The 25,470-nt window shown below is 46.2% G+C and carries 24 protein-coding genes; 2 read left to right on the top strand and 22 right to left on the bottom strand.

All coding sequences use genetic code 11. From position 1 onward, the window contains the following. Window positions 1-51: 51 nt before the first annotated feature. The 6 genes from dapB to upp all read right to left on the bottom strand — a co-directional run bounded on the left by dapB (window position 52) and on the right by upp (window position 5,655). Window positions 52-807 (bottom strand): 4-hydroxy-tetrahydrodipicolinate reductase, encoded by a 756-nt coding sequence (gene dapB / locus DWV34_RS14305; protein WP_006565572.1) that lies wholly within the window; start codon window positions 805-807, stop codon window positions 52-54. Between the two features lie 12 nt (window positions 808-819). Next, window positions 820-1,704, bottom strand: a complete 885-nt coding sequence (dapA, locus tag DWV34_RS14300) for a 4-hydroxy-tetrahydrodipicolinate synthase (protein WP_009290753.1) — start codon at window positions 1,702-1,704, stop codon at window positions 820-822. Window positions 1,705-1,733: 29 nt separating this feature from the next. After that, window positions 1,734-2,222 carry a cob(I)yrinic acid a,c-diamide adenosyltransferase gene (locus DWV34_RS14295; RefSeq protein ID WP_006565574.1) on the bottom strand — a complete coding sequence of 163 codons (489 nt, stop codon included), beginning with the start codon at window positions 2,220-2,222 and terminating at the stop codon, window positions 1,734-1,736. A 121-nt stretch (window positions 2,223-2,343) separates the two neighbouring features. Continuing rightward, window positions 2,344-2,979 carry a single-stranded DNA-binding protein gene (locus DWV34_RS14290; protein WP_006565575.1) on the bottom strand — a complete coding sequence of 212 codons (636 nt, stop codon included), beginning with the start codon at window positions 2,977-2,979 and terminating at the stop codon, window positions 2,344-2,346. Window positions 2,980-3,084: 105 nt separating this feature from the next. Then, the gene (gene typA / locus DWV34_RS14285; RefSeq protein WP_054335402.1) at window positions 3,085-4,911 is read right to left on the bottom strand and encodes a translational GTPase TypA; all 1,827 of its coding nucleotides are present in this window, start codon (window positions 4,909-4,911) and stop codon (window positions 3,085-3,087) included. A gap of 111 nt (window positions 4,912-5,022) precedes the next feature. Continuing rightward, on the bottom strand, window positions 5,023-5,655 hold the full coding sequence (gene upp, locus DWV34_RS14280; protein WP_006565577.1) for a uracil phosphoribosyltransferase: 633 nt from the start codon (window positions 5,653-5,655) through the stop codon (window positions 5,023-5,025). 138 nt (window positions 5,656-5,793) lie between these two features. Here upp and hydE point away from each other — a divergent pair, with 138 nt between their 5' ends. Then, window positions 5,794-6,837 carry a [FeFe] hydrogenase H-cluster radical SAM maturase HydE gene (gene hydE, locus DWV34_RS14275; RefSeq protein ID WP_118476556.1) on the top strand — a complete coding sequence of 348 codons (1,044 nt, stop codon included), beginning with the start codon at window positions 5,794-5,796 and terminating at the stop codon, window positions 6,835-6,837. Between the two features lie 51 nt (window positions 6,838-6,888). On the opposite strand, the gene DWV34_RS17220 is transcribed toward hydE, so the two are convergent. The 16 genes from DWV34_RS17220 to DWV34_RS14200 all read right to left on the bottom strand — a co-directional run bounded on the left by DWV34_RS17220 (window position 6,889) and on the right by DWV34_RS14200 (window position 24,764). Further along, a complete protein-coding gene (locus tag DWV34_RS17220) occupies window positions 6,889-7,044 on the bottom strand; it encodes a hypothetical protein (RefSeq protein ID WP_158565691.1) in 156 nt (51 codons plus the stop codon). 8 nt (window positions 7,045-7,052) lie between these two features. Further along, window positions 7,053-7,274: a hypothetical protein gene (locus DWV34_RS14270; RefSeq protein WP_009290750.1), complete on the bottom strand. Its 222-nt coding sequence runs from the start codon at window positions 7,272-7,274 to the stop codon at window positions 7,053-7,055. Window positions 7,275-7,512: 238 nt separating this feature from the next. Continuing rightward, window positions 7,513-9,198, bottom strand: coding sequence for a S8 family peptidase (locus tag DWV34_RS14265; RefSeq protein WP_118476555.1), 1,686 nt, complete (start codon window positions 9,196-9,198; stop codon window positions 7,513-7,515). A gap of 88 nt (window positions 9,199-9,286) precedes the next feature. Then, complete coding sequence (locus DWV34_RS14260; protein WP_054335401.1) at window positions 9,287-9,769, bottom strand: gamma carbonic anhydrase family protein; 483 nt, start codon at window positions 9,767-9,769, stop codon at window positions 9,287-9,289. Between the two features lie 12 nt (window positions 9,770-9,781). Next, window positions 9,782-11,737 carry a fructose-1,6-bisphosphatase gene (locus DWV34_RS14255; RefSeq protein WP_118476554.1) on the bottom strand — a complete coding sequence of 652 codons (1,956 nt, stop codon included), beginning with the start codon at window positions 11,735-11,737 and terminating at the stop codon, window positions 9,782-9,784. Between the two features lie 87 nt (window positions 11,738-11,824). Further along, complete coding sequence (gene clpX, locus DWV34_RS14250) at window positions 11,825-13,234, bottom strand: ATP-dependent Clp protease ATP-binding subunit ClpX (protein WP_118476553.1); 1,410 nt, start codon at window positions 13,232-13,234, stop codon at window positions 11,825-11,827. Window positions 13,235-13,263: 29 nt separating this feature from the next. After that, complete coding sequence (pdxR, locus tag DWV34_RS14245; protein WP_118476552.1) at window positions 13,264-14,655, bottom strand: MocR-like pyridoxine biosynthesis transcription factor PdxR; 1,392 nt, start codon at window positions 14,653-14,655, stop codon at window positions 13,264-13,266. 21 nt (window positions 14,656-14,676) lie between these two features. Further along, window positions 14,677-15,447 carry a peptidylprolyl isomerase gene (locus DWV34_RS14240; protein ID WP_006565584.1) on the bottom strand — a complete coding sequence of 257 codons (771 nt, stop codon included), beginning with the start codon at window positions 15,445-15,447 and terminating at the stop codon, window positions 14,677-14,679. A gap of 14 nt (window positions 15,448-15,461) precedes the next feature. After that, complete coding sequence (locus tag DWV34_RS14235; RefSeq protein ID WP_118476551.1) at window positions 15,462-16,451, bottom strand: Gfo/Idh/MocA family protein; 990 nt, start codon at window positions 16,449-16,451, stop codon at window positions 15,462-15,464. A 102-nt stretch (window positions 16,452-16,553) separates the two neighbouring features. Further along, entirely contained in the window at window positions 16,554-18,392 is a 1,839-nt protein-coding gene (locus tag DWV34_RS14230; RefSeq protein WP_118476550.1) for an ABC transporter ATP-binding protein, read from the bottom strand. Beyond that, window positions 18,385-20,553, bottom strand: coding sequence for an ABC transporter ATP-binding protein (locus DWV34_RS14225; protein WP_009290740.1), 2,169 nt, complete (start codon window positions 20,551-20,553; stop codon window positions 18,385-18,387). Before DWV34_RS14225 ends, DWV34_RS14230 begins: the two co-directional genes overlap by 8 nt. An 18-nt stretch (window positions 20,554-20,571) precedes the next feature. After that, window positions 20,572-21,033 (bottom strand): MarR family winged helix-turn-helix transcriptional regulator, encoded by a 462-nt coding sequence (locus DWV34_RS14220; RefSeq protein WP_006565588.1) that lies wholly within the window; start codon window positions 21,031-21,033, stop codon window positions 20,572-20,574. Between the two features lie 111 nt (window positions 21,034-21,144). Beyond that, a complete protein-coding gene (locus DWV34_RS14215) occupies window positions 21,145-22,068 on the bottom strand; it encodes an alpha/beta hydrolase (RefSeq protein ID WP_118476549.1) in 924 nt (307 codons plus the stop codon). An 18-nt stretch (window positions 22,069-22,086) separates the two neighbouring features. Continuing rightward, window positions 22,087-22,758, bottom strand: coding sequence for a DUF6320 domain-containing protein (locus DWV34_RS14210; protein ID WP_006565590.1), 672 nt, complete (start codon window positions 22,756-22,758; stop codon window positions 22,087-22,089). Then, the gene (locus DWV34_RS14205; RefSeq protein ID WP_118476548.1) at window positions 22,745-24,031 is read right to left on the bottom strand and encodes a hypothetical protein; all 1,287 of its coding nucleotides are present in this window, start codon (window positions 24,029-24,031) and stop codon (window positions 22,745-22,747) included. The genes DWV34_RS14210 and DWV34_RS14205 overlap by 14 nt, the downstream gene beginning before the upstream one ends. Before the next feature lie 226 nt (window positions 24,032-24,257). Further along, window positions 24,258-24,764, bottom strand: coding sequence for an SEC-C metal-binding domain-containing protein (locus tag DWV34_RS14200; protein WP_006565593.1), 507 nt, complete (start codon window positions 24,762-24,764; stop codon window positions 24,258-24,260). 315 nt (window positions 24,765-25,079) lie between these two features. Here DWV34_RS14200 and DWV34_RS14195 point away from each other — a divergent pair, with 315 nt between their 5' ends. After that, on the top strand, window positions 25,080-25,367 hold the full coding sequence (locus DWV34_RS14195) for an ArsR/SmtB family transcription factor (RefSeq protein ID WP_264470125.1): 288 nt from the start codon (window positions 25,080-25,082) through the stop codon (window positions 25,365-25,367). Window positions 25,368-25,470: the final 103 nt, after the last annotated feature.

Below are 25,470 nucleotides of genomic sequence, written 5' to 3'. Positions count from 1 at the left end.
AAAAAGGCAGTACGCATCATCAGCCGTACCGCCTTTGGTTTCAAACAATATTTAACCGATCACGTCGCTCATATCATACATACCGGCCGGTTTGCCCGCAAGGTAGATAGCCGCGCTGACTGCCCCTTTTCCAAAGATTGCTTTGGAGTAGGCCGTGTGATGAAATTCAATGACTTCATCCTGTCCGGCAAAGATCACATCGTGCTGTCCGACTATGGTCCCTCCGCGGACCGCCGAAATGCCGATCTCTTTTTTCGGACGCCTGATCCTTCTCTGACTCCGGTCATAAACATACTCGTACTCGTTGTGAAGCGCTTCATTGACTGCGTCTGCCAGCGCAAGGGCAGTTCCTGACGGTGCGTCTACTTTCAGTTTATGGTGCTTCTCTACGATATCAATATCAAAATCCGCATCTGCCAGCACCTTTGCTGCCGTATTCACAAGCTTTAATAAAACATTAACCCCAAGAGACATGTTGGCAGACCTTAAAATTGCGGTCTTTTTGCTTGTCTCCTCGACTTTTTTTAACTGTTCTTCACTCAGACCCGTCGTACATAAGACAAGCGGTATCTGCTTTTCAGCCACATAGCTTAACAGCCGGTCCGTGGCTTTGGAGGAGGAAAAATCAATGATTACATCGACATCCACATTGCAGTCTTCCAGATTTTTAAATACCGGATACGGATTGTGTCCGTCGTCTTTAAAGTCTATTCCCGCCGCCATGACCGCACTTTCGGATTCTTCGATGATCCCGCTGATCACCTGTCCCATAGCACCGTTGCAGCCGTGCATCATTACTTTTATCATTTGTGCCGCTCCTTAAAGAATTCCTACATTTTTCATAGATTCGATGAGTTCCTGTGCGTGATCTTCTTCCATCTCTGTAAGAGGCCTTCTCACTGCGTTGGCTCCGAATCCCAGCTCTGCCATAGCTCTTTTTACAGGAATTGGGTTTACTTCACAGAACAGTTTATGGATCACGTCCATATACTTCATCTGAAGTTCCTGACTGCCCTTTACGTCTCCGTTTAAGAACTTCATGACCATATCATGGGTCTCCTGCGGTGCGATGTTGGACAAAACAGAGATCACACCTTTGCCTCCGAGAGATAAGACCGGAAGGATCTGGTCGTCATTTCCGGAATACATGTCAAGTTCTCCGTCTGTCAGATAGAGGGCATCCGCAACCTGTGAAAGATTGCCGCTGGCTTCCTTCATACCTACAATGTTCTCCACTGATTTGAAGATCTTTGCCGTCGTCTCAGGCTGAATGTTCACTCCGGTCCTTCCCGGGATATTATACATAATGATAGGAATGTTTACAGAATTACCTATGCTCGTGTAATACTCGACCAATCCTGCCTGTGTGGCTTTGTTATAGTATGGAGTTACAACTAAAAGCCCGTCGCTTCCGACTCTCTCCGACTCCCTGGCGAGATAAAGGGCTTCGTCTGTGCAATTAGCACCTGCCCCGGCAATGACCGGAACCCGTTTGTTGACACAGGAAACACATGCGGCAACGACCTCGATCTGCTCCTTGTGAGACATCGTAGAAGCTTCCCCTGTGGTCCCGCAGATGATGATGCTGTCGGTGCCGTGATTAATCTGATCGTCAATGACCCTCTCAAGCTGGTCATAGTCTACTGATAAGTCTTCTTTCATCGGCGTGATCAATGCAACGCCGGCTCCGGTAAATATAGCCATATACATTCCTCCTAATCTCTTATGTAATCTTATGATTCTTTAATTGTGTTAATGCAGTAGATGTCATCCACCCAGTCCTTCAAAGAATCAGGCAGTCTTCTTCCTGTCATGATGACTTCCAGTTCCTCGTCCCTTCCGGAGACCAGGGCCACCAGTTCCTCCTCAGAAAGAAGTCCAAGATCTAAAAGTCCGAGTACCTCATCAAGCACTAAGACATCGCACTGTCTGGTGTCAATGACCTTCTTCGTATAACAGAGGCCGTTGCCGATGAAATGCTCCTGCTCTTTCTTCTGTTCAGGTGTCAGATCCATATAGTGCTGTTCATACTTCTCAAAACTGAACAGCTGAATCTCTGGTTCCAGGCGTCTTATAAAGCTGATCTCCTCCGTGTCTTTTCCTTTCAGGAATTGAACAATAATGACTTGCTTCCCCTGTCCTGCTGCTTTGATGCAGTGGCCTAAGGCCGACGATGTCTTCCCTTTGCCCTGGCCGCAGTAAACTTCCACTCGTCCTTTCATCTTTTCACCTCAAAGAATCTTCCTTTAGTAATATCGCTTTATTATATCACCATTCCGGCAAAAAATCCATACTTTATCTATCGCGCTGATTTCCCTGTCATGTCCTGTAAAACAGGGAGTTTTACTCTTCTTCCGGGACCTTCATTTCCAGTTTGTTCACAGAAACTTCATATGCAGTCCTCTTTACGACTTCAAATTCACTGATCCGCTTCTGGTACTCACGGCTCTGAATCCTTCCCACAAGTTCAATCCTGGCGCCGATTTCTAAACTCCCCGCAAATCTGGCATTCCTTCCCCAGCAGATACAAGGGATATAATCGGATTTCCCGTAAGAACGGTTCACAGCCAGCAGGATGTCACAGATTTCTCTTCCGAGGGGTGTCATCCGGTAAACCGGCTGCTTACATATAAACCCGTCCAGCTGGATCTGGTTCGGCTTCACGTCTTCCATGGAATCGAGGAATTCCAAATCCCTTACGAAGACGGATAAAATCAAATGGTTATGGTTTTCTTCATGTTTGTTATACGACCGGAACTGACCGAAAGCCCTGAGATATTTGCCCCGGCAGTCCTTTGTTACGTCCACTAAACGTTCGGAAATCATCAATGGTATTTCATCAGTCGCTTCGCTTAACCTGTTTACTAAAAGTTTGACCATATAAAAACCTTCGCCAAAAATCTCATGGCTGTATTCAAAGGTGGATATAATCTCGCCCGCTACCTCCACTTGATTATTATTGATTCCTTTTTCTGTCATACTTTTTCTCCCTTCTTGTATCAATTCGTGTACTATACAGAGTATTCTAAATTGGCATCAATTAGAAGAAAAATCCTTCGACAAAATATTCGGAAGGTTTTGACATTATTGTTTCTTATACGCCTGTCTTTTTCTCATCGTAGGATCCAGAATCTTCTTTCGGATCCTGATATTTTCCGGGGTGATCTCCAGTAGTTCATCGGTGTCAATAAACTCTAAGGCCTGCTCCAGGCTTAAAATTTTAGGAGGTGAAAGCTTCAGTGAATCGTCAGAGCCTGATGCACGGGTATTGGTAAGCTTTTTCGTCCTGCACACGTTTACTTCAACATCCTCGGCCTTTCCGTTCTGGCCGATCACCATGCCGCTGTAAACCTTCTCTCCGGCTCCAACAAACAGCGTTCCTCTCTCCTGGGCCGCAAATAAGCCATAAGTTACCGTCTCCCCGGTTTCATAAGCGATCAGAGAACCCTGCTTGCGGTACTGAATGTCTCCCTTATAAGGTCCATAACCGTCGAATACTGTATTTAAAATGCCGTTTCCCTTGGTATCTGTCAAAAATTCTCCCCTGTATCCGATCAAACCTCTGGACGGAATAGAGAATTCAAGCCTTGAATAACCGCCTTTGGCAGAACTCATACCCTGAAGTTCACCCTTTCGCTGGCTTAATTTATCGATGACAGCTCCGGCAAACTCTTCCGGCACGTCAACTACGGCAATTTCCATCGGTTCCAGCTTTTTGCCTTTTTCATCTTCTTTATAGAGAACTTCCGCTTTGCTCACTGCAAACTCATACCCCTCACGGCGCATGTTCTCGATCAGTACGGATAAATGAAGTTCTCCGCGGCCGGATACCTTATAGCTGTCTGTGGTATCACTTTCTTCTACTCTTAAGCTGACATCTGTGTTCAGTTCACGGAACAGCCTGTCCCTTAAATGTCTGCTGGTCACATACTTGCCTTCCTGTCCGGCTAAAGGACTGTCATTGACCATAAACTGCATGGCAATGGTAGGCTCTGAAATTTTCTGGAATGGGATAGCTTCAGGCTCATCAAGATCACAAATCGTATCTCCGATGTGAATATCAGAAATCCCTGAGATGGCTACAATCGATCCGATCCCGGCTTCTTTCACATCCACTTTGTTAAGGCCTTCAAATTCATATAACTTGGTGATGCGAACTTTCTGCTGTTTTTCCTCTTCATGGGCGTTTACAACCATGTATTCCTGATTCACCTTGATAGAACCGTTGTCAACCTTACCGACTCCGATCCTTCCCACATATTCATTGTAGTCAATCGTACTGATCAGAACCTGGGTCGGTTTCTCCGGATCTCCCTCCGGCGCCTCGATATGTTCAATGATCGTATCAAACAGCGGCTTCATATCTTTCTTCTCATCGGAAAGATCGGCAACCGCATATCCGCCCTTTGCGGACGCGAAGACAAACGGACAGTCCAGCTGCTTATCGTCTGCGTCCAGTTCCATCAGTAATTCCAGCACTTCATCCACAACTTCATCCGGCCTTGCCTCCGGACGGTCTACTTTATTGACACAGACGATCACGGACAAATCCAGTTCCAGCGCTTTTTTCAATACAAACTTTGTCTGAGGCATAGGGCCTTCAAAGGCGTCTACTACAAGCACCACTCCATTTACCATCTTTAACACACGCTCTACTTCTCCGCCGAAGTCAGCATGTCCCGGTGTATCAATAATGTTGATCTTTACATCATTATAGCGCACGCCGGTATTCTTTGACAAAATCGTGATACCGCGTTCTCTCTCAATATCGTTAGAGTCCATGACTCTTTCTTCCACTTCCTGATTTTCACGGAAGGTACCGCTCTGTTTTAATAATTCATCCACCAATGTGGTCTTTCCATGATCTACATGGGCAATAATCGCAATATTTCTGATATCTTCTCTTACCATCTTATACTCACTTTCCTTTAAAAAACGTCAACTTTTGTAGTTTAGCACATACGGATATAAGATTCAAATATTACTCTCATTGTTTCCCAATGTATTTATCTCATTCATTCTTTATTTCGTTCCGAAAATGCGGTCGCCGGCATCGCCGAGTCCCGGCAGAATATATCCGTTCTCATTTAATCCCCTGTCGATCTCCCCACAGTAAATCTGAATGTCAGGATGTGCCTCTGACAGGCGTTTTACTCCTTCAGGCGCTGCTATAATAGAAACAAACTTTATCTGCTTACCGCCCTTTTTCTTTACAAACTGAACCGCCGCATCCGCAGATCCTCCGGTTGCAAGCATGGGATCTACGATCAGAATCATACGCTGGTCGATCCCTTCCGGCAGTTTGCAGTAATATTCTTTGGGTTCAAGCGTCTCTTCGTCTCTGTACATCCCCACATGTCCTACTTTGGCAGACGGCACCAAGGACAGAATCCCTCCGGTCATGCCAAGTCCTGCTCTGAGGATCGGGACCAGCGCAAGCTTCTTGCCTTTAATAATCGGTGCAGTGGTTGTCTCCATCGGTGTCTTGATCTCGATCTCTTCCATTTCCAGATCCCTGAGCACCTCATAACCCATGAGCATAGAAATTTCTTCCACCAGCGCCCTGAATTCCTTAGTCTTGCACGTTTCATCCCGTAATTGGGAAATTTTATGTTTGATTAACGGATGGCTAAAAACAGTTACATTTTCGTTCATAACAGTTTCCTTTCTGTATCTTCTGTAGTTTCTGATAAAAATTTTATCACAAACAGACCCACATAGAAATCCTTTCTATTCTATTTCTATTATGGTATGATATTTTCACGAATATGCTAAGAAAGGAACCTGATCTTCATGAATCATTTTGAGTTGATCAACCGATTATATAAAGAACAAATTCTGCCGAGAGAAGATTTTATTCACCTGATCGAACACAGGACAGCGAAGGATGCCGATTATCTTGCATCCCTGGCCCGGAAAGAAGCTCAGAAAATATACGGCACCGGAGTCTTTCCAAGAGGGCTCATTGAATTTACCAACTACTGCAAAAATGACTGTTTATACTGCGGCATCCGCCGTTCCAACCCAAATGTCAGCCGTTACCGTCTGACCGTGGAACAGATCCTCTCTGCATGTGAGAGCGGATATGAGCTTGGATACCGGAGTTTTGTCCTTCAGGGAGGAGAAGATCCTTATTTTCATGATGAGCGTATGGTTTCTATTGTCTCCGCCATGCGCAAAGCCTATCCAGACTGCGCGATCACCCTGTCCCTTGGGGAACGCTCACCGGAAAGCTATCAGGCTCTCTATGAGGCAGGGGCCAACCGCTATCTTCTGCGCCATGAGACGGCTACCGAGGAACACTATCAAAAGCTTCATCCAGAAGTGATGTCCCTGGCCCACCGCAAGCAGTGCCTGTGGGACTTAAAAAAAGCCGGCTTCCATGTCGGTACCGGATTTATGGTAGGCGCCCCCGGACAGACAGCTGCCCACCTGGCCGAAGATCTTCTGTTTATCAAAGAGCTGAATCCTAAAATGGTAGGGATCGGGCCGTTCATTCCTCATCACGATACACCTTTTAAGGATGAGCCTTCCGGCACAGCGGACCTCACTACTTACATGATCAGCATCCTGCGCCTGATGAACCACCATCTGCTGCTTCCTTCCACCACGGCACTTGGAACGATCGATCCAAACGGCCGTGAAAAAGGAATCCTGGCCGGCGCCAATGTGGTCATGCCGAACCTCTCCCCGATTGATGTCAGAAAAGATTATGCTCTTTATGACAACAAGATCTGCACCGGAGATGAGGCTGCCGAATGTGTAGGCTGTCTCGGGCGCAGGATGGAGAGCATCGGTTATCACCTGGAATTCAGCCGCGGTGATTACCGGGAATAAAATCTGTCTATATTAGTGAAGCCGGGGATGCGTGTATATCCCCGGCTGTTTTTATTTACCTTTTTGTACTTTTGTTTCTTCTATTTTCTTTTGAACCGGTTCTGGCTTGGGAATCTCAATTCCCTTTAAGCTTTCTGCCTGAAGCTTTATCTCCTGTGTCCTAACAGATGTAAAACTGTCAGACGGCAGCGGCTTCTGATTCAGCAAAAAAATTCCTACGGCTGTTCCATCTGTTCCAGCAGATTTTTAATGTGCTCCACCTTTTCGTCGCCGATACTGGTTTCCTTCTGTTTCCGGACAGCTTTGAGACAACAGTGGTAATCCACTGATCTGAGCCATGCACAAAAAGCCATATCGTCTTTCAGCAAAGGAAGAAAACAGAAGACCTCCAGATAGATCGCCTGCACGATGTCTTTAACTTCACTCTGATAATACAAAAATTTGAGACAAAAACCCTCATCATCTCATGCGTATGGTGATAGAGATACTCGAAGGCCTGTTCGTCCCTGCCTTTTGCCCTCTCTACATAAGGGCACAGCTTTTCATAAATATTATCTCTCTCCATCTTATTACTCCTATGTGTTCTGCTTGTTACTATAAATTAATTATTTCCGAAACATAATAAAAAACTGGAAATAAGACTGCAGCCATGGAGTTTCTTTTATAGTACCGACTCTAACGGATTCTTAAAAAAACCTGATAAACATCCACGGCTCCAAATCCCCATTCCCTGTTTGGATAATTTCGGTCCGGATCTCTCCTGGCTCCGCGGATCAGATAATTCTTCAGTCTCAGTGTATTCATGATCAAGTCATTTTCTTTGACCTGGCCCCACTCCAGCAGCAGTGCCGCAAGACCGGCGACCACTGACCCTGAAATACTGGCGCCCGTCTTCATCCCAAACCGATTCCTGGGAAGGACTCCGATCACATTGACACCCGGCGCCGCAAAATCCGGCTGTATGGTCATGGTCCTGGGATATCCTCTTCCGCTTTCGATAAAAAAGCTGTTATTACTCTGATTATAAGTGGAAGGGGTAATGACCGGTGCCGCGTTCCCAGGTGCAGTGAGTGTATTATATGGTGTAGATTCTAAGAAATAGGTCTCATCGGTGATAAAATTCCGGATGGGAAGCCACATGTCAAACTCCCTGCTCCCCACATTTTCGTCTGTCACATGAACCTTCCAGACTCCCTCTGCTGGGGCACGGAATCTCATACGGATAAAAGGAGAACCTGTGGATACGTCAATGGTAAAATAATCTACGATGAGACTCGTCTGTTCCAGCAGAAATGTGATATTCCTTCTGCCCCTATAGCCTCCTGATATTACACCGGTCCTCTGGCCCGAAGGCGATTCGATGTCCACAAAAAACTGGTTTGGCTGAAAGCCCCAAAGTTCCGCCGTAAATCCGTATTCCCCCGGCCCCACCTTTATTTCCACCACAACTTCTCCGTCCGAGAGTGCACCCGCATAGTGATGTTTGGCCTGCCCTTCATTTCCCCCGGTCACAACGATCGCAATTCCCGGCTGGTATGCCAGGGCTGAAATCTGCCTGGCCAGCGGTGAAGTTCCGGTGTGGGAGGAAAGATTGGTCCCAAGTCCCAGATAAATCACAACCGGCATATTAAGTTCATCTGCCTTCTCCAGAACATAGCGGATCGCCAGCATGATATCCGGTTCTGCATAGACTTCCTTTGAAGGATCAATACAGTAATATTCTTTCAGATAGCTTTTTGCCTGTTTCAGTTTTACCACCACCAGTTCGGACCCCGGCGCGATCCCTGAAAAATTCTCTTCCTGTACTTCATTTCCCGCGATCATGCCTGCAAGAAAAGTTCCATGTCCCGATGTATCCTGGCTCGGAACAATCTCCAGGGGATTTTCTGCCTGCAGCGCCTCATCTATCTGCTCTTTTGTGTATTCCGTCCCATATCCATAAGGCATCGGAGGATCTTCTCCCTGTATCGTCTGATCCCATATATATTGAATCTTTGTAGTCTGGTTTCCAAGCTGGAACACAGTATTCGTATAATCGATCCCTGTATCTATGACTGCCGCCAGAACTCCCTGTCCTGTAAGATCAAGCCCCGACCGCCGCACCTGTGCCGCCCCGGTCTCCTCCAGAACCTGCATATCCATAAGACCATAGCACCTGGGAATTGCATTTCCTGAAAAATTGGAGACAGGGGAAGCAGCCGCCTGCTGCTCATCTACATAGACAATCGCATATTGAAAATTCACCTGAGTAATGCAGTCTGAATGATAAAAGTCCCGAAGTTCATTCGGACTGGTCCTGAATCCGGAAATAAAATCGCGGTAATTTTCATTGACTGCCGCCCCAATACAATCATCCGGCATAAAATTCTCCAAAAAATAATCTTGCTTAATAAGTATGAAACATCTATTTAAATTATGAATTTTTCTCTGTAAGATGATTTTGTGTAAATTATGAATTTTTCTCTGTAAGATGATTTTGTGCAGTTTCCACATAATACCTGCTGCTTTCCCTGATATCCCGGATTTCTTCTTCTGTCACCGGACGGACCACCTTTGCGGGACGTCCGAACGCAAGACTTCCGTCCGGGATTACGGTTCCTTCCGTCACAAGGCTTCCCGCCCCAATAAAACAATGTGTGCCTATTTGGGCTCCGTTCATGATGATGCTTCCCATGCCGATCATTGTCTCATCCCCAATGGTACACCCGTGCAGAATCGTGTTGTGTCCTACCGTCACCCGCTCCCCTACGAGGACCGGATGTCCTTCCTCCACATGGACCGTGCAGTTTTCCTGAATGTTAGTCTGGTTTCCGATCTTTATACGGCTTTCGTCGCCCCTGACCACAGAGGAGAACCAGACAGATACTCCGTCTCCCAATTCCACGTCTCCCAGCACTGCAGCCGTAGGTGCCTGATAATATGTCTTTTCCATAGCGTCTTCTCCTTAGATTCTTTCTGAAATTTCTCCTTTTCGGTATGCTGTCACGAGACAGCCCAGATCCTTAATGCTTTCCTTTATTCGTTTTCCGTTGTCCGTATCCCCGACCCGTTTCCTGCGGATCACCTTTTTCGACAGGACCGTATCTGAATGTATGTCTGTTTCTTCACGGATGACAAAATCCCTTGATTTAAACGGCTCATGGGCAACCAGTTTAATTCCGTAAGAATTAGAAACAAGAGTATAACCTGCAATTCCTGTTTTTTTCTGGTATGCCTTTGAGAAGCCTCCGTCAATGATAAACAGCTTTCCTTTGCATTTGATCGGACTTTCTCCGTCCTTGACAGCGACAGGCATATGGCCGTTGACGACATGTCCTTTCACGCCGTCGGCGTCAAATTCCTCCAGTATCTGATAGAGGACTGCCTCCTCCTCGATCAGCTGATAATAATAATCCTTTGTCTCCTTTTTCAAGACCGGATCATCCACAAAATAGCGCTCGAAGGTGGCCATCTTATCTTTCCCATACACCGGTGAATTTTCATTGGACCATATGTACCACATGATATCCTGGCCATATTTTTTCTTCGGCGAATTTTCCTGCTCAAAATATCCCTGGCGGGCGTGGTGTTCCAGCACATCGTAGAGGGCCTTCCCCGCATATTTCTTTCCGTTGATCTTCACCTGACGGAAACTTCCGTCTGCATTCAGCGGAACGCAGCCGTGGTAGAGAACCATGTCGTTATATGTAAGATACATGCTGCCTTTAGAAAAAAGAAACCGCACATGTTCCTGCAGATGAGCACAGTATTTGAACGAAGTGATCAGATGTTCCATCACATACTCTTCTTCTTTGGTCAGCCGGTACGGATCTTTTGGATCGATGGTTGGAAAATGAGTATCCTTTAACGGATATTTTTTTCCCCGGATGCAGATAGTGCCTTTTTCATAGTCGATTTTATCCAGAAGCAGACGCTCCTCCATGGCGAAATCCGGTCTTCTCCTGATCAGGCGTCCCTCCAGCTTAAATTGAATGACGGCAATGGCCTTGTGCATCTTTTTATTCAGGTCCAGCTCCCTGACATCCTCTTCCTGGACATCCCCCGAGATTGTAAACAGTTCACAGGGATCATCCTTGTAACAGTCCAGCGCAAACCTTGCCAGAGGGATGAGATTGATCCCGTATCCGTTTTCCAGGGTGTCGAGATTATTGTATCTGGCGCTGATCCTCACCACATTGGCAATACACGCCCCATGTCCGGACGCAGCCCCCATCCAGAGGATGTCGTGATTTCCCCACTGGATATCCAGAGAATGATAATCCATGAGACAGTCCATAATCCGGTGAGCTCCCGGTCCGCGGTCATAGATATCCCCGATCACATGGAGATGGTCGATGGTCAGCCGCTGGATCAGATGGCCCAGGGCCGCGATCAGTTCCCTGACCTGCCCGGTCTTTAAAATCGTCTCGATGATCTGGTCAAAATACTCGTCCTTGTCCAGCATTCCGTGTTCTGTGATCAATTCCTCCATAATGTACGCAAACACCGGAGGCATCGCTTTCCTCACTTTCGATCTCGTATACTTGCTTGCGGCCAACTTTGCCATGAGAATCAGCCGGATCAGCGTAGTCCGGTACCAGGAATCCAGCTCTTCTTCGGACAATTCCTCTTCCATCAGGTCCATCTTCTGCTCGGGGTAATAGATCACGGACGCCAGGTTCTTTTTCTCTTTGATACTTAAAATATTGCCGAACTGATCGTCGATCTTTCCCCTGATCGCCCCGGAACCGTTTCTCAATATGTGGCTGAATTTCTCGTACTCCCCATGCAGATCGGAAACGAAGTGCTCTGTTCCTTTGGGAAGGTTTAAAATCGCCTGCAGATTAATAATTTCCGCAGAAGCCGCCGAAATATTCGGGTACTGCTTGGACAGTTCTTTCAAATACTTAAAATCATTCATACACAATCCTCCATAAAGCTATTATATCATCTCCTCAGCAAAAATATTAGGCAAAAAGCCAGATCATATGATCCGGCTTTTTTTCTGTTATTGTCCCCGCAGTTCGATCACCGGCGTACCGTAATTTAAGATATAATCCCTGTTGATGATCACTCTTCCGATCGTGTCATCCTTGGGAATCTCAAACATGATATCCAGCATAAATTTCTCTATGATCGCCCTTAATGCGCGGGCACCAGTCTTCTTTTCCAGCGCTTTTTCCGCGATTGCTTCCAGCGCACTTTCGTCAAATATCAGCTCAACTTCATCCAGCTCCAGAAGCTTCTGGTACTGTTTTAAGATTGCATTTTTCGGCTCTTTTAAGATCCTTACCAGCATATCTTTTGACAATCCTTCCAGCGTAAATACCATCGGAAGTCTCCCTAAAAATTCCGGTATCATTCCGTACTCCCGCAGATCATCCACAGTGACTCTGGACAGAATATTCTCGTCTTTGTCAAATTTATCTTTCAGGTCCGCATGGAAGCCGATGGATGTCTGCTTCATGAGACGCTTTTTGATGATTTCATCCAGATCGGGGAAGGCTCCCCCGCAGATGAACAGAATGTTCTTTGTATTAATGGTCGTCATGGGCACCATAGCATTTTTGCTTGTTGCACCTACTGGCACTTCTACCTCCGCGCCCTCTAAAAGTTTTAACAGCCCCTGCTGCACGGACTCTCCGCTGACGTCACGGCTGTTGGTGTTCTGTTTCTTTGCGATCTTATCAATCTCATCGATAAAAATAATACCGTGCTCTGCCTCATCCACGTCATTGTCTGCCGCCTGTAGAAGCTTAGAGAGTACGCTCTCCACATCGTCTCCGATATAGCCGGCCTCCGTCAGAGAAGTGGCATCCGTGATGGCAAGCGGTACCTGAAGAAGCCTCGCCAGAGTCTTTACCAGATACGTCTTTCCGGAACCGGTAGGCCCGACCATGAGCATGTTGGATTTGTCGATCTCGATCTCTTCCATGGTGTTGGTCACCACCCGCTTATAGTGATTGTAGACCGCCACAGACATGACCTTTTTCGCATAGTCCTGTCCTATGACATATTCATCCAGCATAGCCTTGATCTTATGCGGTGCCGGAATATCTCTTAAATTCAGTTCCTTTTTTTCTTTCTTTTTCTTCTTTTTATCTTTCTTCTTCACTGCCTGCACAGGCGGTTCCTGCATATTTTCCATCAGACGGGACAGATCCATATTGTTCAGGTCCATGTTTGTGGCATCGATAAAGCTGAACTGTCCGTTTCCCATACTGTCCATCGTTCTCTGCATACAGTCTACGCAGATATGTATATCCTTGGGAAGTGTGATCATCTTTCCGGCAGCCGATTCCGGCCTGCGGCACAGATAGCAGTAGTGCTCCACATCATGAGGCTCGTCTTTCTCCTCATCAGTTTTTGCAGGCACTTCTTTTTCTTCTAATTCTGTTTCATTTATCTCTTCAGACATTATTTGTACCTCATTTCTTGTAGAAAATATCATACCAGCCGGTAAACTTCCCGGATGGCCTTAAGTCCTTTTATCATATCTTCTTTCTGCATTTTCGTAAAGCCTAAAATATACTGCTCCTTTTCGGGACCCCCATCTATATAATACATCGAAAGGGGATAAATCCTGACTCCCCGTTTCAGCAGTTCTTTTTCAAACCGCCTGGTATCCTGAATAGGAAAATCAACGCGCACATGAAGGCCTGCTCCGGCCCCGTAAACCGTGATCCGGCTGTCGATTTCCTTCAGCTTTTGAATCAGGAGATCGTGCTTTTCTTTATAAACATTTCTCATCCGGTTTAAGTGCCGTTCAAAATGCCCTTCCGACAAAAAAGAGGTGAGAACACTCTGGTCGATCCTGGATACCGCACAGGAAAAAATACCCGCGGTCTTTCTGTATGCAGACACAAGGCTTTTGGGCAGCACCATATAGCCGATCCGTATGGCCGGAGCGATCGCCTTAGAAAAAGTACCCATATAGATCACCTTGTCGCTCTCGTCGATGCCCTGGAGGGCCGGGATCGGTTTTCCATAGTATCGGAACTCACTGTCGTAATCATCCTCGATGATATACCGTTCTTTCTTTTCTCTGGCCCATTTGATCAGCCGGCTCCTTCTGCCGATGGGAAGGACCACACCGGTTGGATACTGGCGGGCAGGCGTCACATAGGCGAGATCCGCGCCGCTCTGCTCCAGCTGTGAAACCTTCAGGCCCTCCTCATCCATGTTTATGGGAAGTACCTGAAATCCAAGTTCCCGGACCGTCTGATAGGCGTTTAAATATGCCGGATTTTCCATGGCCATGGTCCGGCCTTTCCCCAAAGTAAGACTGAGAAGGAACAGCAGGTTTTCGATCCCCGCTCCAATGACAATCTGGCTGGTGCCCACATGGACGCCTCTGGACTGCCTGAGATAATACATGATAGCCCTCCTCAGTCCCAAATCTCCCTGATTTTCTCCCTTTTGGAACAGCTCACTGTTGTCGTTCATCATGACTTCTTTCAGAAGCCGTCTCCAAACATTATAGGGAAACAGGGACATGTCGACTCCCACAGGAGAAAAATCAAAGGGGATCGGCTCTTCCTCCTGCACTGGATCTTCTTCCTCTGTCTCCACAGGAATATTTAAAGATGCAAGATCTTCCACCTGACAGACAAAGTATCCGCACTTGGGCTTTGCCTCAATATATCCTTCTGCGGTCAGCTGACCGTAGGCCAGATCGATCGTATTTCGGCTCAGATCCATGTGCTTTGCCAGCCTCCTGGTGGACGGAAGCTTGGACCCGCAGGGCAGGGCCCCGCTCCGTATTTCATCCCGGATATAAGCATAAATCTGCCTGTAAAACGGTTCTTTTTTTGTGTGATCCAGTCCGATGGTAAGCATCTGTCCCTCCCGGCGGTTTTTCTAGTAATTCTTTACGGTGATTTTTTCAATGACAATGTCTTTTTTAGGTTTGTTCTCGGCCTTTGCATCTGACACAGTCTGAGTCTGGGCAATCTTGTCCAGAACATCGTATCCGTCATACAGCTGGCCGAATACCGTGTAGTCTCCGGTCAAAGACGGGTATCCTCCCTGCTCTTTAAAAAGATCCCTCTGAGCTTTTGTAAGTTCTATCGGAGAAGAATCCAGCATTTCATCTGTAACTTCCCTGTTCTGCACTACAAAAAACTGGCTTCCGTTGGTATCCGGACCTGCATTTGCCATACAGAGTGCTCCTCTCACCGGGATCAGCTTGTCAGAAGTCTCATTCTTGAACTCTTTTCCCCAGATGCTCTGTCCGCCTTTTCCTGTTCCCGTCGGATCGCCTCCCTGGATCATGAAGTCTTTGATGACCCTGTGAAAAATAATCCCGTCATAATATCCGTTGGATGCCAGCGTCAAAAAGTTTTTGACTGCCAGCGGGGAATCCTTGAGGAAAAACTTAAATTTCATTGTTCCGTAGCCCTTGACTTTCACAATGGCAACCGTCTCCCCTTTGGACGGGTCCCCGATCTGCACAGTCTTTTTGGCTCCGTTGATCTTGATCTCTTTATATTTGCTGAGCACCTTTGCCTCCGTCGATTTCTCGGCAGTCGTCTTTGCTTTTTCTGTTTTCTCCTGTTTTTTCTCAGTCTGGCACGCAGAAAGCGCTAATGTGCAGAGGAGCAGTCCCCCTGCGATCAGTTTCTTTTTCATTGATCTGTTCTCCTTTACTGTTCTCTGATTTTATCTGCCGGAAATACGATTCCGGTCTGCCTTCTGGCTTCGTCTATGATCTTCATTTCCATTACTGAAGCTTCCAGATGCGGATGGTCTGTCTGCCCCGTCTCGATCAGTTCTACAAAAACCTGTGCTTCGTAATTCATCGGGTTGGAACGGCTGTCACATTCAATGATCTCTTCACTGCCATCGTTATAAAGAATCTTGATCTCTCTTGGATTCGGGCACTCTGAGATGATCATGCAGCCATTCTCTCCCTGTATCTGGGTCGGAAGCTTGGAATTGGTGATCTTTGAATAAATAACCTCCGCCTGTTTATCCCCATAAGATGCGATGAGAGAACCTGCCCCGTCCACACCGTTGTTCAGGAATATGGCGTCTGCCAGTATTTTTTCCGGCATCCCGAATAGTGACGCAAGAAAGTGCACGCAGTACACGCCGATGTCCATAATGGCTCCGTTGGAAAGTTCCGGCTTGAAAGCATTTTCAATAATCCCGTTTTTGAACTTGTCATAGCGGGAAGAATACTGGCAGTACTGGATCGTGGCACGGCGCACGGTGCCAATCTTGGAAAGATGTTCCTTCATCGCCCTGAATCCTGGTGTATGTACGGACTTCATAGCTTCCATAAACACGACCTGATTTTCCTTTGCCGCCTGGATCATCAATTCAAGTTCCGTCAAATTGGATGCCACCGGCTTTTCACATAACACGTGTTTTTTGTGGTTGAGCATCATCATCGTATGTTTGAAATGGCAGTAAGTAGGGCTTGCCACATAGACCGCATCGATCTCAGGGTCCTTTGCCAGTTCTTCATAATTATCATAAACTTTATCGACCCCGTATTTGGCCGCAAATTCTTTTCCCTTTTCCATCGTCCTTGAATAGACTGCTGAAAGCTCGATCCCTTCGACCTCCCGGATGCCTTCCAGGAGCCAGTCCGTGATAAAATTTGTTCCTATACATGCCAACCGTACCATAATTTCCTCCTTATACCTAAATGCAATTTAGCCTCTGGCACGCCGGGGCAAAAATGCGCCGGCGGTACCGGAGGCTTTCAGGACCGGAAGATAAATTCCCTTCTAGTCCGCTGTTTCAAACTGACTGTTGTAGAGGTTCGCATAGAAACCGCCTTTCGCAAGCAGTTCCTCGTGATTTCCCTGTTCTACGATGTCCCCGTGGTTCATGACGAGGATCATATCCGCATCCTTGATCGTAGAAAGACGATGCGCGATGACAAAACTGGTTCTTCCTTCCATCAGGTTATCCATTGCTTTCTGAATCCGCTCTTCCGTCCTTGTATCAACGGAGCTGGTGGCTTCATCTAAGATCAGGATCTTAGGGTCGGCCAGGATCGCTCTCGCAATGGTCAGAAGCTGTTTCTGTCCCTGGGAAATGTTATTGCTCTCCTCATTTATTATCATATCATAACCTTTCGGCTGTGTCTCGATAAAATGATGGGCAAAGGCAGCTCTTGCCGCTCCCTGGATCTCTTCTTCACTGGCGTCCAGCTTTCCGTACCGGATATTGTCACGGACGGAAGCATTGTAAAGCCATGTATCCTGAAGAACCATTCCAAACATCTGCCGGATATCGCTTCTTTTAAAGTCTCTGACATCATAGCCGTCAATCTTGATCGATCCGCCGCTGACATCATAAAATCTCATCAAAAGTTTGATCATCGTCGTTTTTCCTGCGCCTGTCGGACCGACGATGGCAATCTTCTGTCCTTCTTTGACTTCCACGGAGAAATCGTTGATGACTCTCTGATTCTCATTATATCCAAAGGATACGTGTTCAAAAGTTACATTTCCGTCCAGCGAAGACACATCCACAGGATTCTCCTTCACTTCTTCTTCCTCCTCTTCTTCGAGGAATTCAAAGACACGCTCCGCGGAAGCCGCGGTCGTCTGCATCATGTTGCCGACCTGGGCCAGCTGGGTGATCGGCTGGGTAAAGTTTCTTACATACTGGATAAAGGACTGGATCTGCCCTACCTCAATGGTATTCTTGATTGCCAGAAATCCTCCCAGAATCGCAACGACCACATAGCCTAAGTTTCCCACAAACTGCATCAGAGGCATCATTGCCCCGGAGAAAAACTGAGATCTCCACGCAGAATTATATAATTTTCCGTTTACTTTTTCAAACTCTTCCACAACACTCTTTTCTTTATTGAATACTTTTACAATGTTGTGGCCGCTGTAAATTTCTTCTACCTGGCCGTTGACTTCCCCGAGCAGTGCCTGCTGCGCCTGGAAATAAGGCTGGGATTTTTTCATGATCGCACCGATCATCAGGAAGGATACCGGAAGGATCACGACCACGGCGACCGTCATCGGAACGCTGATCCTGATCATCATAACGAACACACCGATAATGGTAGCCACAGAAGTAATGATCTGTGTCATACTTTGATTCAGACTCTGTCCCAGAGTATCCACATCGTTGGTGATCCTTGAGAGCACCTCACCGAATGTTCTGCTCTCAAAATATTTCATCGGCATCCTGTGGATCTTTTCAGAAATATCTTTTCTCATCTGATATGTGGTGTTGTTGGACACATGGGTCATGATCAGTCCCTGAAGGAATGAAAATGCCGCAGATGTCAGATACAGTCCGAGAAGCGTCAGCAGTATGCCCCTTATCTTGGAAAAATCAATTCCGCCGGTTCCCTGGACTTTTTTCACCAGTCCGTTAAAAATTTCAGTTGTGGCATTTCCAAGTATGGTCGGTCCTACAATGTTAAATACCGTGCTGGCAATGGCAAACAAAATAACAAAAGCGATAGCGCCGTAGTAGCGTCTCATGTATTTTAACAGCTTCTTAATCGTTCCTTTGAAATCTTTTGCCTTCTCACCGCTGCCCTGCATCGGTCCATGCCCCATTCTCCTTGCCGGTCTTCTGTTCTGATTACTCATGTTCTGCCGCCTCCCCTCTAGCTTTTACAAAATCATCCTCAGACAACTGGGATTTTGCAATCTGTAAGTAGACCGGACATGACTCCAGCAGTTCTTCATGAGTGCCTGTGCCCACGACGCGGCCCTCATCTAAGACAACGATCTGGTCTGCGTGCAGGATCGTACTGATCCTCTGCGCAACGATCAGGGTCGTGCTTCCCTTCGTCTCTCTGGCCAGTGCCTGCCGAAGTGTCACATCCGTCTTATAATCAAGTGCGGAAAAGCTGTCGTCAAAAATGTAAATTTCCGGGTCCTTGGCAACTGCCCTGGCGATGGACAGCCTCTGTTTCTGTCCTCCGGATACATTAGACCCTCCCTGAGCGATCGGAGAATCATATGCCTCTTTCTTGTCTTCGATGAAATCTGCAGCCTGTGCAATCCTTGCCGCTTTCTTCACCTCTTCTTCGGATGCATCCTCTTTTCCGTAACGCAGGTTCGAGTCGATCGTTCCGGAAAACAGAACCCCCTTCTGGGGTACATAGCCCAGTTTATCTCTTAAATCCGACTGTTTTACCTCCCGGATATCTACTCCGTCAACGAGAATACTTCCCTCTGTCACATCAAAAAACCTCGGGATCAGATTGATCAGCGTGGACTTTCCGCTTCCGGTGCTTCCGATAAACGCCGTGGTCTTTCCGGAAGGCGCCGTAAAGCTGATGTCGTGGAGCATATCCTCCCCTGCATCGGGATATCGGAAAGAAACATGCTTAAATTCCACTTCTCCCTTTTTCTCATTCAGAAATTCTTTCGGCTGTTTCGGATCTTTGATCATGATCTCCATATCTAAAATTTCATTGACACGCTCTGCTGCCACCTGGGCTCTCGGCATCATGATGGAAACCATGGAGATGAAAAGGAATGACATGATGATCTGCATCGCATACTGAATGAACGCCATCAGATCTCCGACCTGCATCCTTCCCAGGTCAATGTTGTCTGCTCCCACATAGACGATCAGGACCGTCATGGCATTCATGATCAGCATCATGAGCGGCATCATAAACGTCATCGCCCTGTTGACGAACAGGTTGGTCTTCATCAGGTTCTTATTGGCCGTGTCAAACCGTTCTTTTTCGTGCTTTTCGGTGCTGAATGCACGGATGACGGGAAGCCCGGTCAGAATTTCCCTGGATACAAGGTTCAGCCGGTCGATCAGTTTCTGCAAAACCTTAAATTTCGGCATAGCCACAGTAAACAGGACTAAAATCACGGTCATGATCGCCACGACTCCGATGGCAATGGTCCATGTCATATCCACGTTGGTTTTCAGTACTTTATAGATACCTCCAAGCCCCATCAATGGTGCAAATACAACGATGCGGAACATCATGGTCACAAACATCTGGATCTGCTGGATATCGTTCGTACTCCTGGTGATCAGGGATGCCGTGGAAAACTTATCAAACTCTGAGTTCGTAAAATCCATTACCTTTTTAAAAATATGGTCACGGAGAATTCTGCTCAGCCTGGCTGCCAGTTTTGCGGATAATAAAACGACAGTTACGGCCACAGCCATAGCCAGCAGTGCAAGCCCTACCATAATGGCTCCGGTCTTCAACATGTAATTGGTCTGTATCTGGTCTAAGTCGAGCCCCATGGCTTTATATTCCGCTTTTACAAAAGAGATCGCGGCCTGGCTGATGATGCTTTCCGGCATGTCATCAATGCTCTTTCCCTTAAATTTCTGCGCCATTTTGGCATTTTCTTTGGTCTGGCCGCTTTGCTCCATCATTTTCATTTCCAGCATCAGCATCGGTTTTGAAAGGATTTTGTCTAAATCCTCCCTGTCCTTTTTACTGATGTCTTTTCTCACATAGAGACGGCCTTTTTTATAAGAGCTGTAATCAGAGTCTTTCACCTGTTTTTTCGTGTACAGCTCATAGGCATCCTTCACTTTTTCTGCATCTTTCGGCTTCATCATTCCCATGAGTGCCTGCATGGACTCTTCCCGGACGGCATCCGGCACTGCGTCCTCGATTCCGCCCTGCTGGATTCCTACATTGACAATATTGGACGTATACGTCGGGATCGTCAGTTCACAGCTGACCTGCACACACAAAAGCAAAACAATGCATGCGATCGGGATATATGCTTTTTTCAGATATCGGAATATTTTCAGCATGATGTCTCCTTTCTACGATTATTCCTTACATTTACAAGTTCCTATTTCCAAATCAACTAATTTATCAAGCCCCTCATAAAACTTTGTGAGCAGCCGGAACAGTTCTTCTTTTTCCTCTTCCGTGAAGGTCTTCATGACCTGATTTTTAACTTCGACGGTAGCTTCGGAAATTTTCTCATAGATCTGCCGTCCGTGTTCCGTGAGATACACGAGGCTTCTCCTCTGATCTTCCGGGTCCTGCTTCCTGATGACAAATTCTCTTTTTTCAAGCCTGCGGATCATGACATTGATCGTCGAAGGCTTAATGCCCAATCTATCTGCAATCTCCTTCTGAGTCACTCCTTCTTTCTTGTAAAGGCCGGTGATCAGCGGCATCTGCCCCGGATGCAGACCTGCCTCCTTTAGGTAAGCAAATCCGATTGCAAAATTTTTATGGTTGATCTTCAGAAGCAGGTGATAAATGCCGTCATCTTCATACATGATGACTCCTTTCTTAAACCTCAAAAAATATATTAGTTATCTAATCATTAGTTGACTAATGGTTATCATAGCACAGTGCAAATGGAAATACAAGAAAAGAATTGTGAAGATTCAGTGACGTTTTTTCGTCCCGAAAATCATTCTGAAAAAGGTCCTGATTTCTCTCCAGGCCTCTTTGCTCTCCGGCAGCATTCCCATAGCCAGCTGAAACACATGGAACATGTCGGGATAGACACTGTTTCTCACCGAAACACCGCTTTCCTTCACCTTTCTTGCCACTCTCAGTGTGTCGTCCAGCAAAACTTCCCTGCCGCCTACCTGAAACAGCATCGGCGGAAATCCATGATAATCTCCGAACAGCGGGGAAATATACGGATTGCTGACATCCTCACTTCCCGGATACAGAGAATCGTAAAGCATCGTGACCTTTGATCTGCCGAACAGCGGGTCTCTTCCGTAATTATATTTGAGACTTTCTCCGCTCAGTGTAAGATCCGTCCACGGTGACATCAAAATAAAACCTGCCGGCATGGAAATTCCATGATCCTTCAGATATAAACCTAGAGCCAGCGCAAGTCCTCCCCCGGCAGAATCCCCCGCAATCACAATCTTTTCCGGCGGGAATCCCTTCTCCTCTGTCAGCCACCGGTAGGCTGAGACAGCGTCTTTAAGCGCCGCAGGAAACGGATGCTCCGGCACGACCCGGTAATCCGGTGACAGGACACTTCCTCCCCCGCTACAAATAGAGTACTGGAGGGCAGCTCTGCGGTATGCGTTTCTAAGAGTCCCGATATATCCGCCGCCGTGCAGCTGCAATACCGCCAGGTCATTTTTATCCTGATCCGGAGACAGAAATTCCATCTGAAAATTCTCATGTGCCAGTTTCTCGTTTGTATACCCTTTTGGGCACTTCCACCGGTATTCCTTCGGATTCTGATGTCCCATGCCGGTGGCATATGTCCTTCCTCTGGGTGTCGCTGTAAATCCTCTGATGCATTGAACGGCCATCTGTCCGCGCAAACTTGCTCGTTTCATAGTATGCTCCTTCTCTGATTAGGTGTGAAATCTTCTGGCCAGTTCATTTTTCCCTTGCTTGTTCCCTGCCGCTAAAATAACAAATACCGTCAGTACTGAAATTCCGCAGGATATCCATGCGATCAGCGGCTGTTCAAAGAGTCCGAACAGGTACATGATGACCGGTACCACACTCAAGACCGCTATAAAAATCAAGTACATCAGATAACTGTACCATGTCTTTCTGTTTACCAGTACCAGCACTACCACTGCCAGATCTGCCGTCAGGATCAGCCCCGGTATGACATAAGCCGCAGACCATCCCTCATATCCGATGACATAGTCAATGACAGATACCAGAATTCCTCCGCCGATGACCTCCACAACGATCTTTGCGGCCAGATTTCTCCTGTGTACAATGGAATAGGATACAGTCACCATTAGATATAAAATACTTGCAAGGACGATTGCCGACCAGAGAAATCCATTATATGTAATATAATTGATGATTCCCATAAGGACTGCAATCATACCGAGCAGGATGAAAAAAATATTTTTAATCCCGTAAAGCCTCATTCTTTCTTCTTCCGGATCAGGGTACATTCTCTCCCGCTTAACGGTTTTTCCGTCATCACTTAATACCCTGTTGCAGAGCGGGCACGTCACGGTCTCATCCAGGACTTCCACCTGGCAACTCTTACACCTTTTCATTGATTACCCCATTGCTTTCTATGGCTACTTTGATTCCTTCCTTCGCCAGATTCCTGAAAAAGGCTTTCTGCAGATAGCTTTCCTGGAAAACCGACGTAAATGTGATGACCGCCTGGTCCTTATAACTGAGCATGGCGCATTTCATCTCCTGTGTCTTGAAGACACCCATCATCACATGAAATTGCTCGATCTCATCCTCATATCCGGGAAGCACCCTGATCTGTCCCAGGTTGGACAGCGTAGTCGTCGCTGACTTGCTGGAACGCCTGAACTTATAACTGAGTCCGAGATTCTTCAAAACAAGCGGCAGAATCCGTATAAATGGGTTCTTTTCTGCTGAAACATTATAAGACAGTACCTCCTCGATCTTTTCCTTTTTAATCTTTTCGTCCATCTGCCGGCTGACTTCAGAGAGAATCTCCTGAAATGTATGATTCTCCCCCCTGGATAAAAATTCGATCAAGGTTACCGCATAAAAGTTGCTGGTCGTACTGGAGTCAAAAAAAGCCCTTAAATTGATCGGCAGATTGATTCCGATTGGATTTTTGTCCTGCTGCCTGTTCATGTATTCCTCATAGATACTGTATATTAATACAGCAGTCAGGTATTTGGTGACGCTGACCCCGCAGCTCCTGCAGGTTTTCTTCAGATCCTCAATACTTACATAACCGTGAATGACGCTGATAGCGCCTCCGTAAATCCTTCTTCCTTTGATCTGATAGGCTCTTTGCGTGCTGTAACCCTTTCCCTTTTTCTTTCGGTAATGCTTAAAGTAGCTGTCTTCCTGATCCAAAATACATTCTTCGCTGGGTGAATATTTTTTCACCTCTCCTTTGGACTCGTTCCTGAACAGGTCAATATAGCGATAAGTGAGTTCCTTTAAAAATGTGATGGCTCCCATGCCGTCTGAGACAGCGTGAAATACTTCCAGATTGATCCTCCTTCTGTAATAAGAAACACGGAACAGAAACTTCCTCCTGCCATGGGGATCGATGTACCGGCAGGGATATTCGGTCTCATCCTCCACCTGGGGCCGGTTCTTATTTTCTTCAAAATAAAACCAGAAAAATCCCCTGCGAAGCCGCACCCGGAACACGTCAAACCACGGAAGAACATCTTCCAGCGCCTGCTGGAGCAGATCCGGACGCACCTCCTCTTTTAAAGTGGACGAGATACGGTAAACGTGGCTGATCTCCTTATTTGCGATCACCGGAAAAAGCTGGGCCGTATTGTCAAGCTTCCTCCATGTAATATGATCATCTCTCTTTTTCATAATTCTTACCTTCCTGAAAAGCAAAATCAAAAGAAAATTCTGTCTACAAACAAAAAGCTGCCAAACCTAATTGACAACTTTTCGGGTGTTATAAACAGTATTACAGCACAACCAGAGCACAGCATCTTTTGTTTGAAAGGCACCATCTCCAGCAAACATTACGTCCATTTTCTACATGATTGGAGTGAGACATTCTAAGAGCCGAACGGAAATCATGTAGAAAATGTCATGCATTTCTTCCGCAGCACTTTTTATATTTCTTTCCGCTTCCGCAGGGACACGGGTCATTTCTTCCGATCTTCTCGCCTTTTACAACTGTCGTGGATGATTTCTGTTCTTTATACAGCTCTTTTCTTCTCTCCTCTGACAGAATATCGTTCCACTGTTCCAGTTCATACAGCCATTCTGCACGGCAGGCAACCATATTGTAGTATAATTTTTCAAAGTCAATATCTAACGTTACTTCCGTATCTTCCTCCATCTCCTCGATCGGATTCGGAGTTTTCAGGCTGTCATTGATCCCGTCCAGAAAACCTACAAAAAACTGAAGTTCCGTCTCGTATTTTTCTGCCAGTTCTTTGACGGTTCCTTTTTCTACAAAGTCTTTATCTGATAATAACTTTACATAAATCTCTTTTTCGATCCCAAAATAAGAAAGCCAGAACTGCTGTCCTTCCTGTGTACGGTCGTCAAATTTATACGCATAGTCGCGCCATTCCTGAAGTAATCCCATGATTTATCCATCCTTTAACTGTTTTCATTGCTTTCGTGATACTTATGATACTATAACAAATTTAAAATATTTTTTCAATCTGTGTATAAAAAAAATTACAGGGGACATACTCTTAATGTCTAATCAACAGATTAGATTACTTATCCTCCCCTTGACGTGCAGGAGGCCTTGTGTTACAGGGCCTTCTGCATGTTTTTTTATTGTATCAGTTCTCTTCATTTCCCACAACGCCTGTAAAGTCTCCAAAACACATTGACATATATCTATATTTATCATACAGTAAATATAGATAATCATCTATGGGAGGTATCTGAATTGGAGATTAATGAAAAGAAGGTTTCCGCCGTCTTTAAAGCTTTTTGTGATGAAAACCGCATCAAAATTCTAAAACTTTTAGTTACTGGTGAAAAATGTGCCTGTGAGCTCAATGAAAAAATTAATATTTCGCAGCCTACCATGTCCCATCACATGAAAATTTTGTGTGATTCCGGAGTTGTATCGGGCCGCAGAGAAGGCAAATGGACCTACTATTCCATTTCATCTGAAGGAATGTCCCTTGCCATTCGGACTTTGCATGAACTGACCGGCGAAAAAATATCGTAAAAATTTAATTGTAGTCTGGGCAATCCACAAAAGTGCCTGTAAGATTTTTATATACATTACATCGAAACATTTCTATTTATCTATATAAAAGAAAGGACGTTAA

Source organism: Anaerostipes sp. AF04-45 (genome assembly GCF_003461725.1).
In the GTDB taxonomy this organism is placed as follows: Bacteria; Bacillota; Clostridia; order Lachnospirales; family Lachnospiraceae; genus Anaerostipes; species Anaerostipes caccae.
The sequence above is the reverse complement of the archived record's forward strand: the minus strand, read 5'-3'. Positions and strand labels throughout refer to the sequence as shown.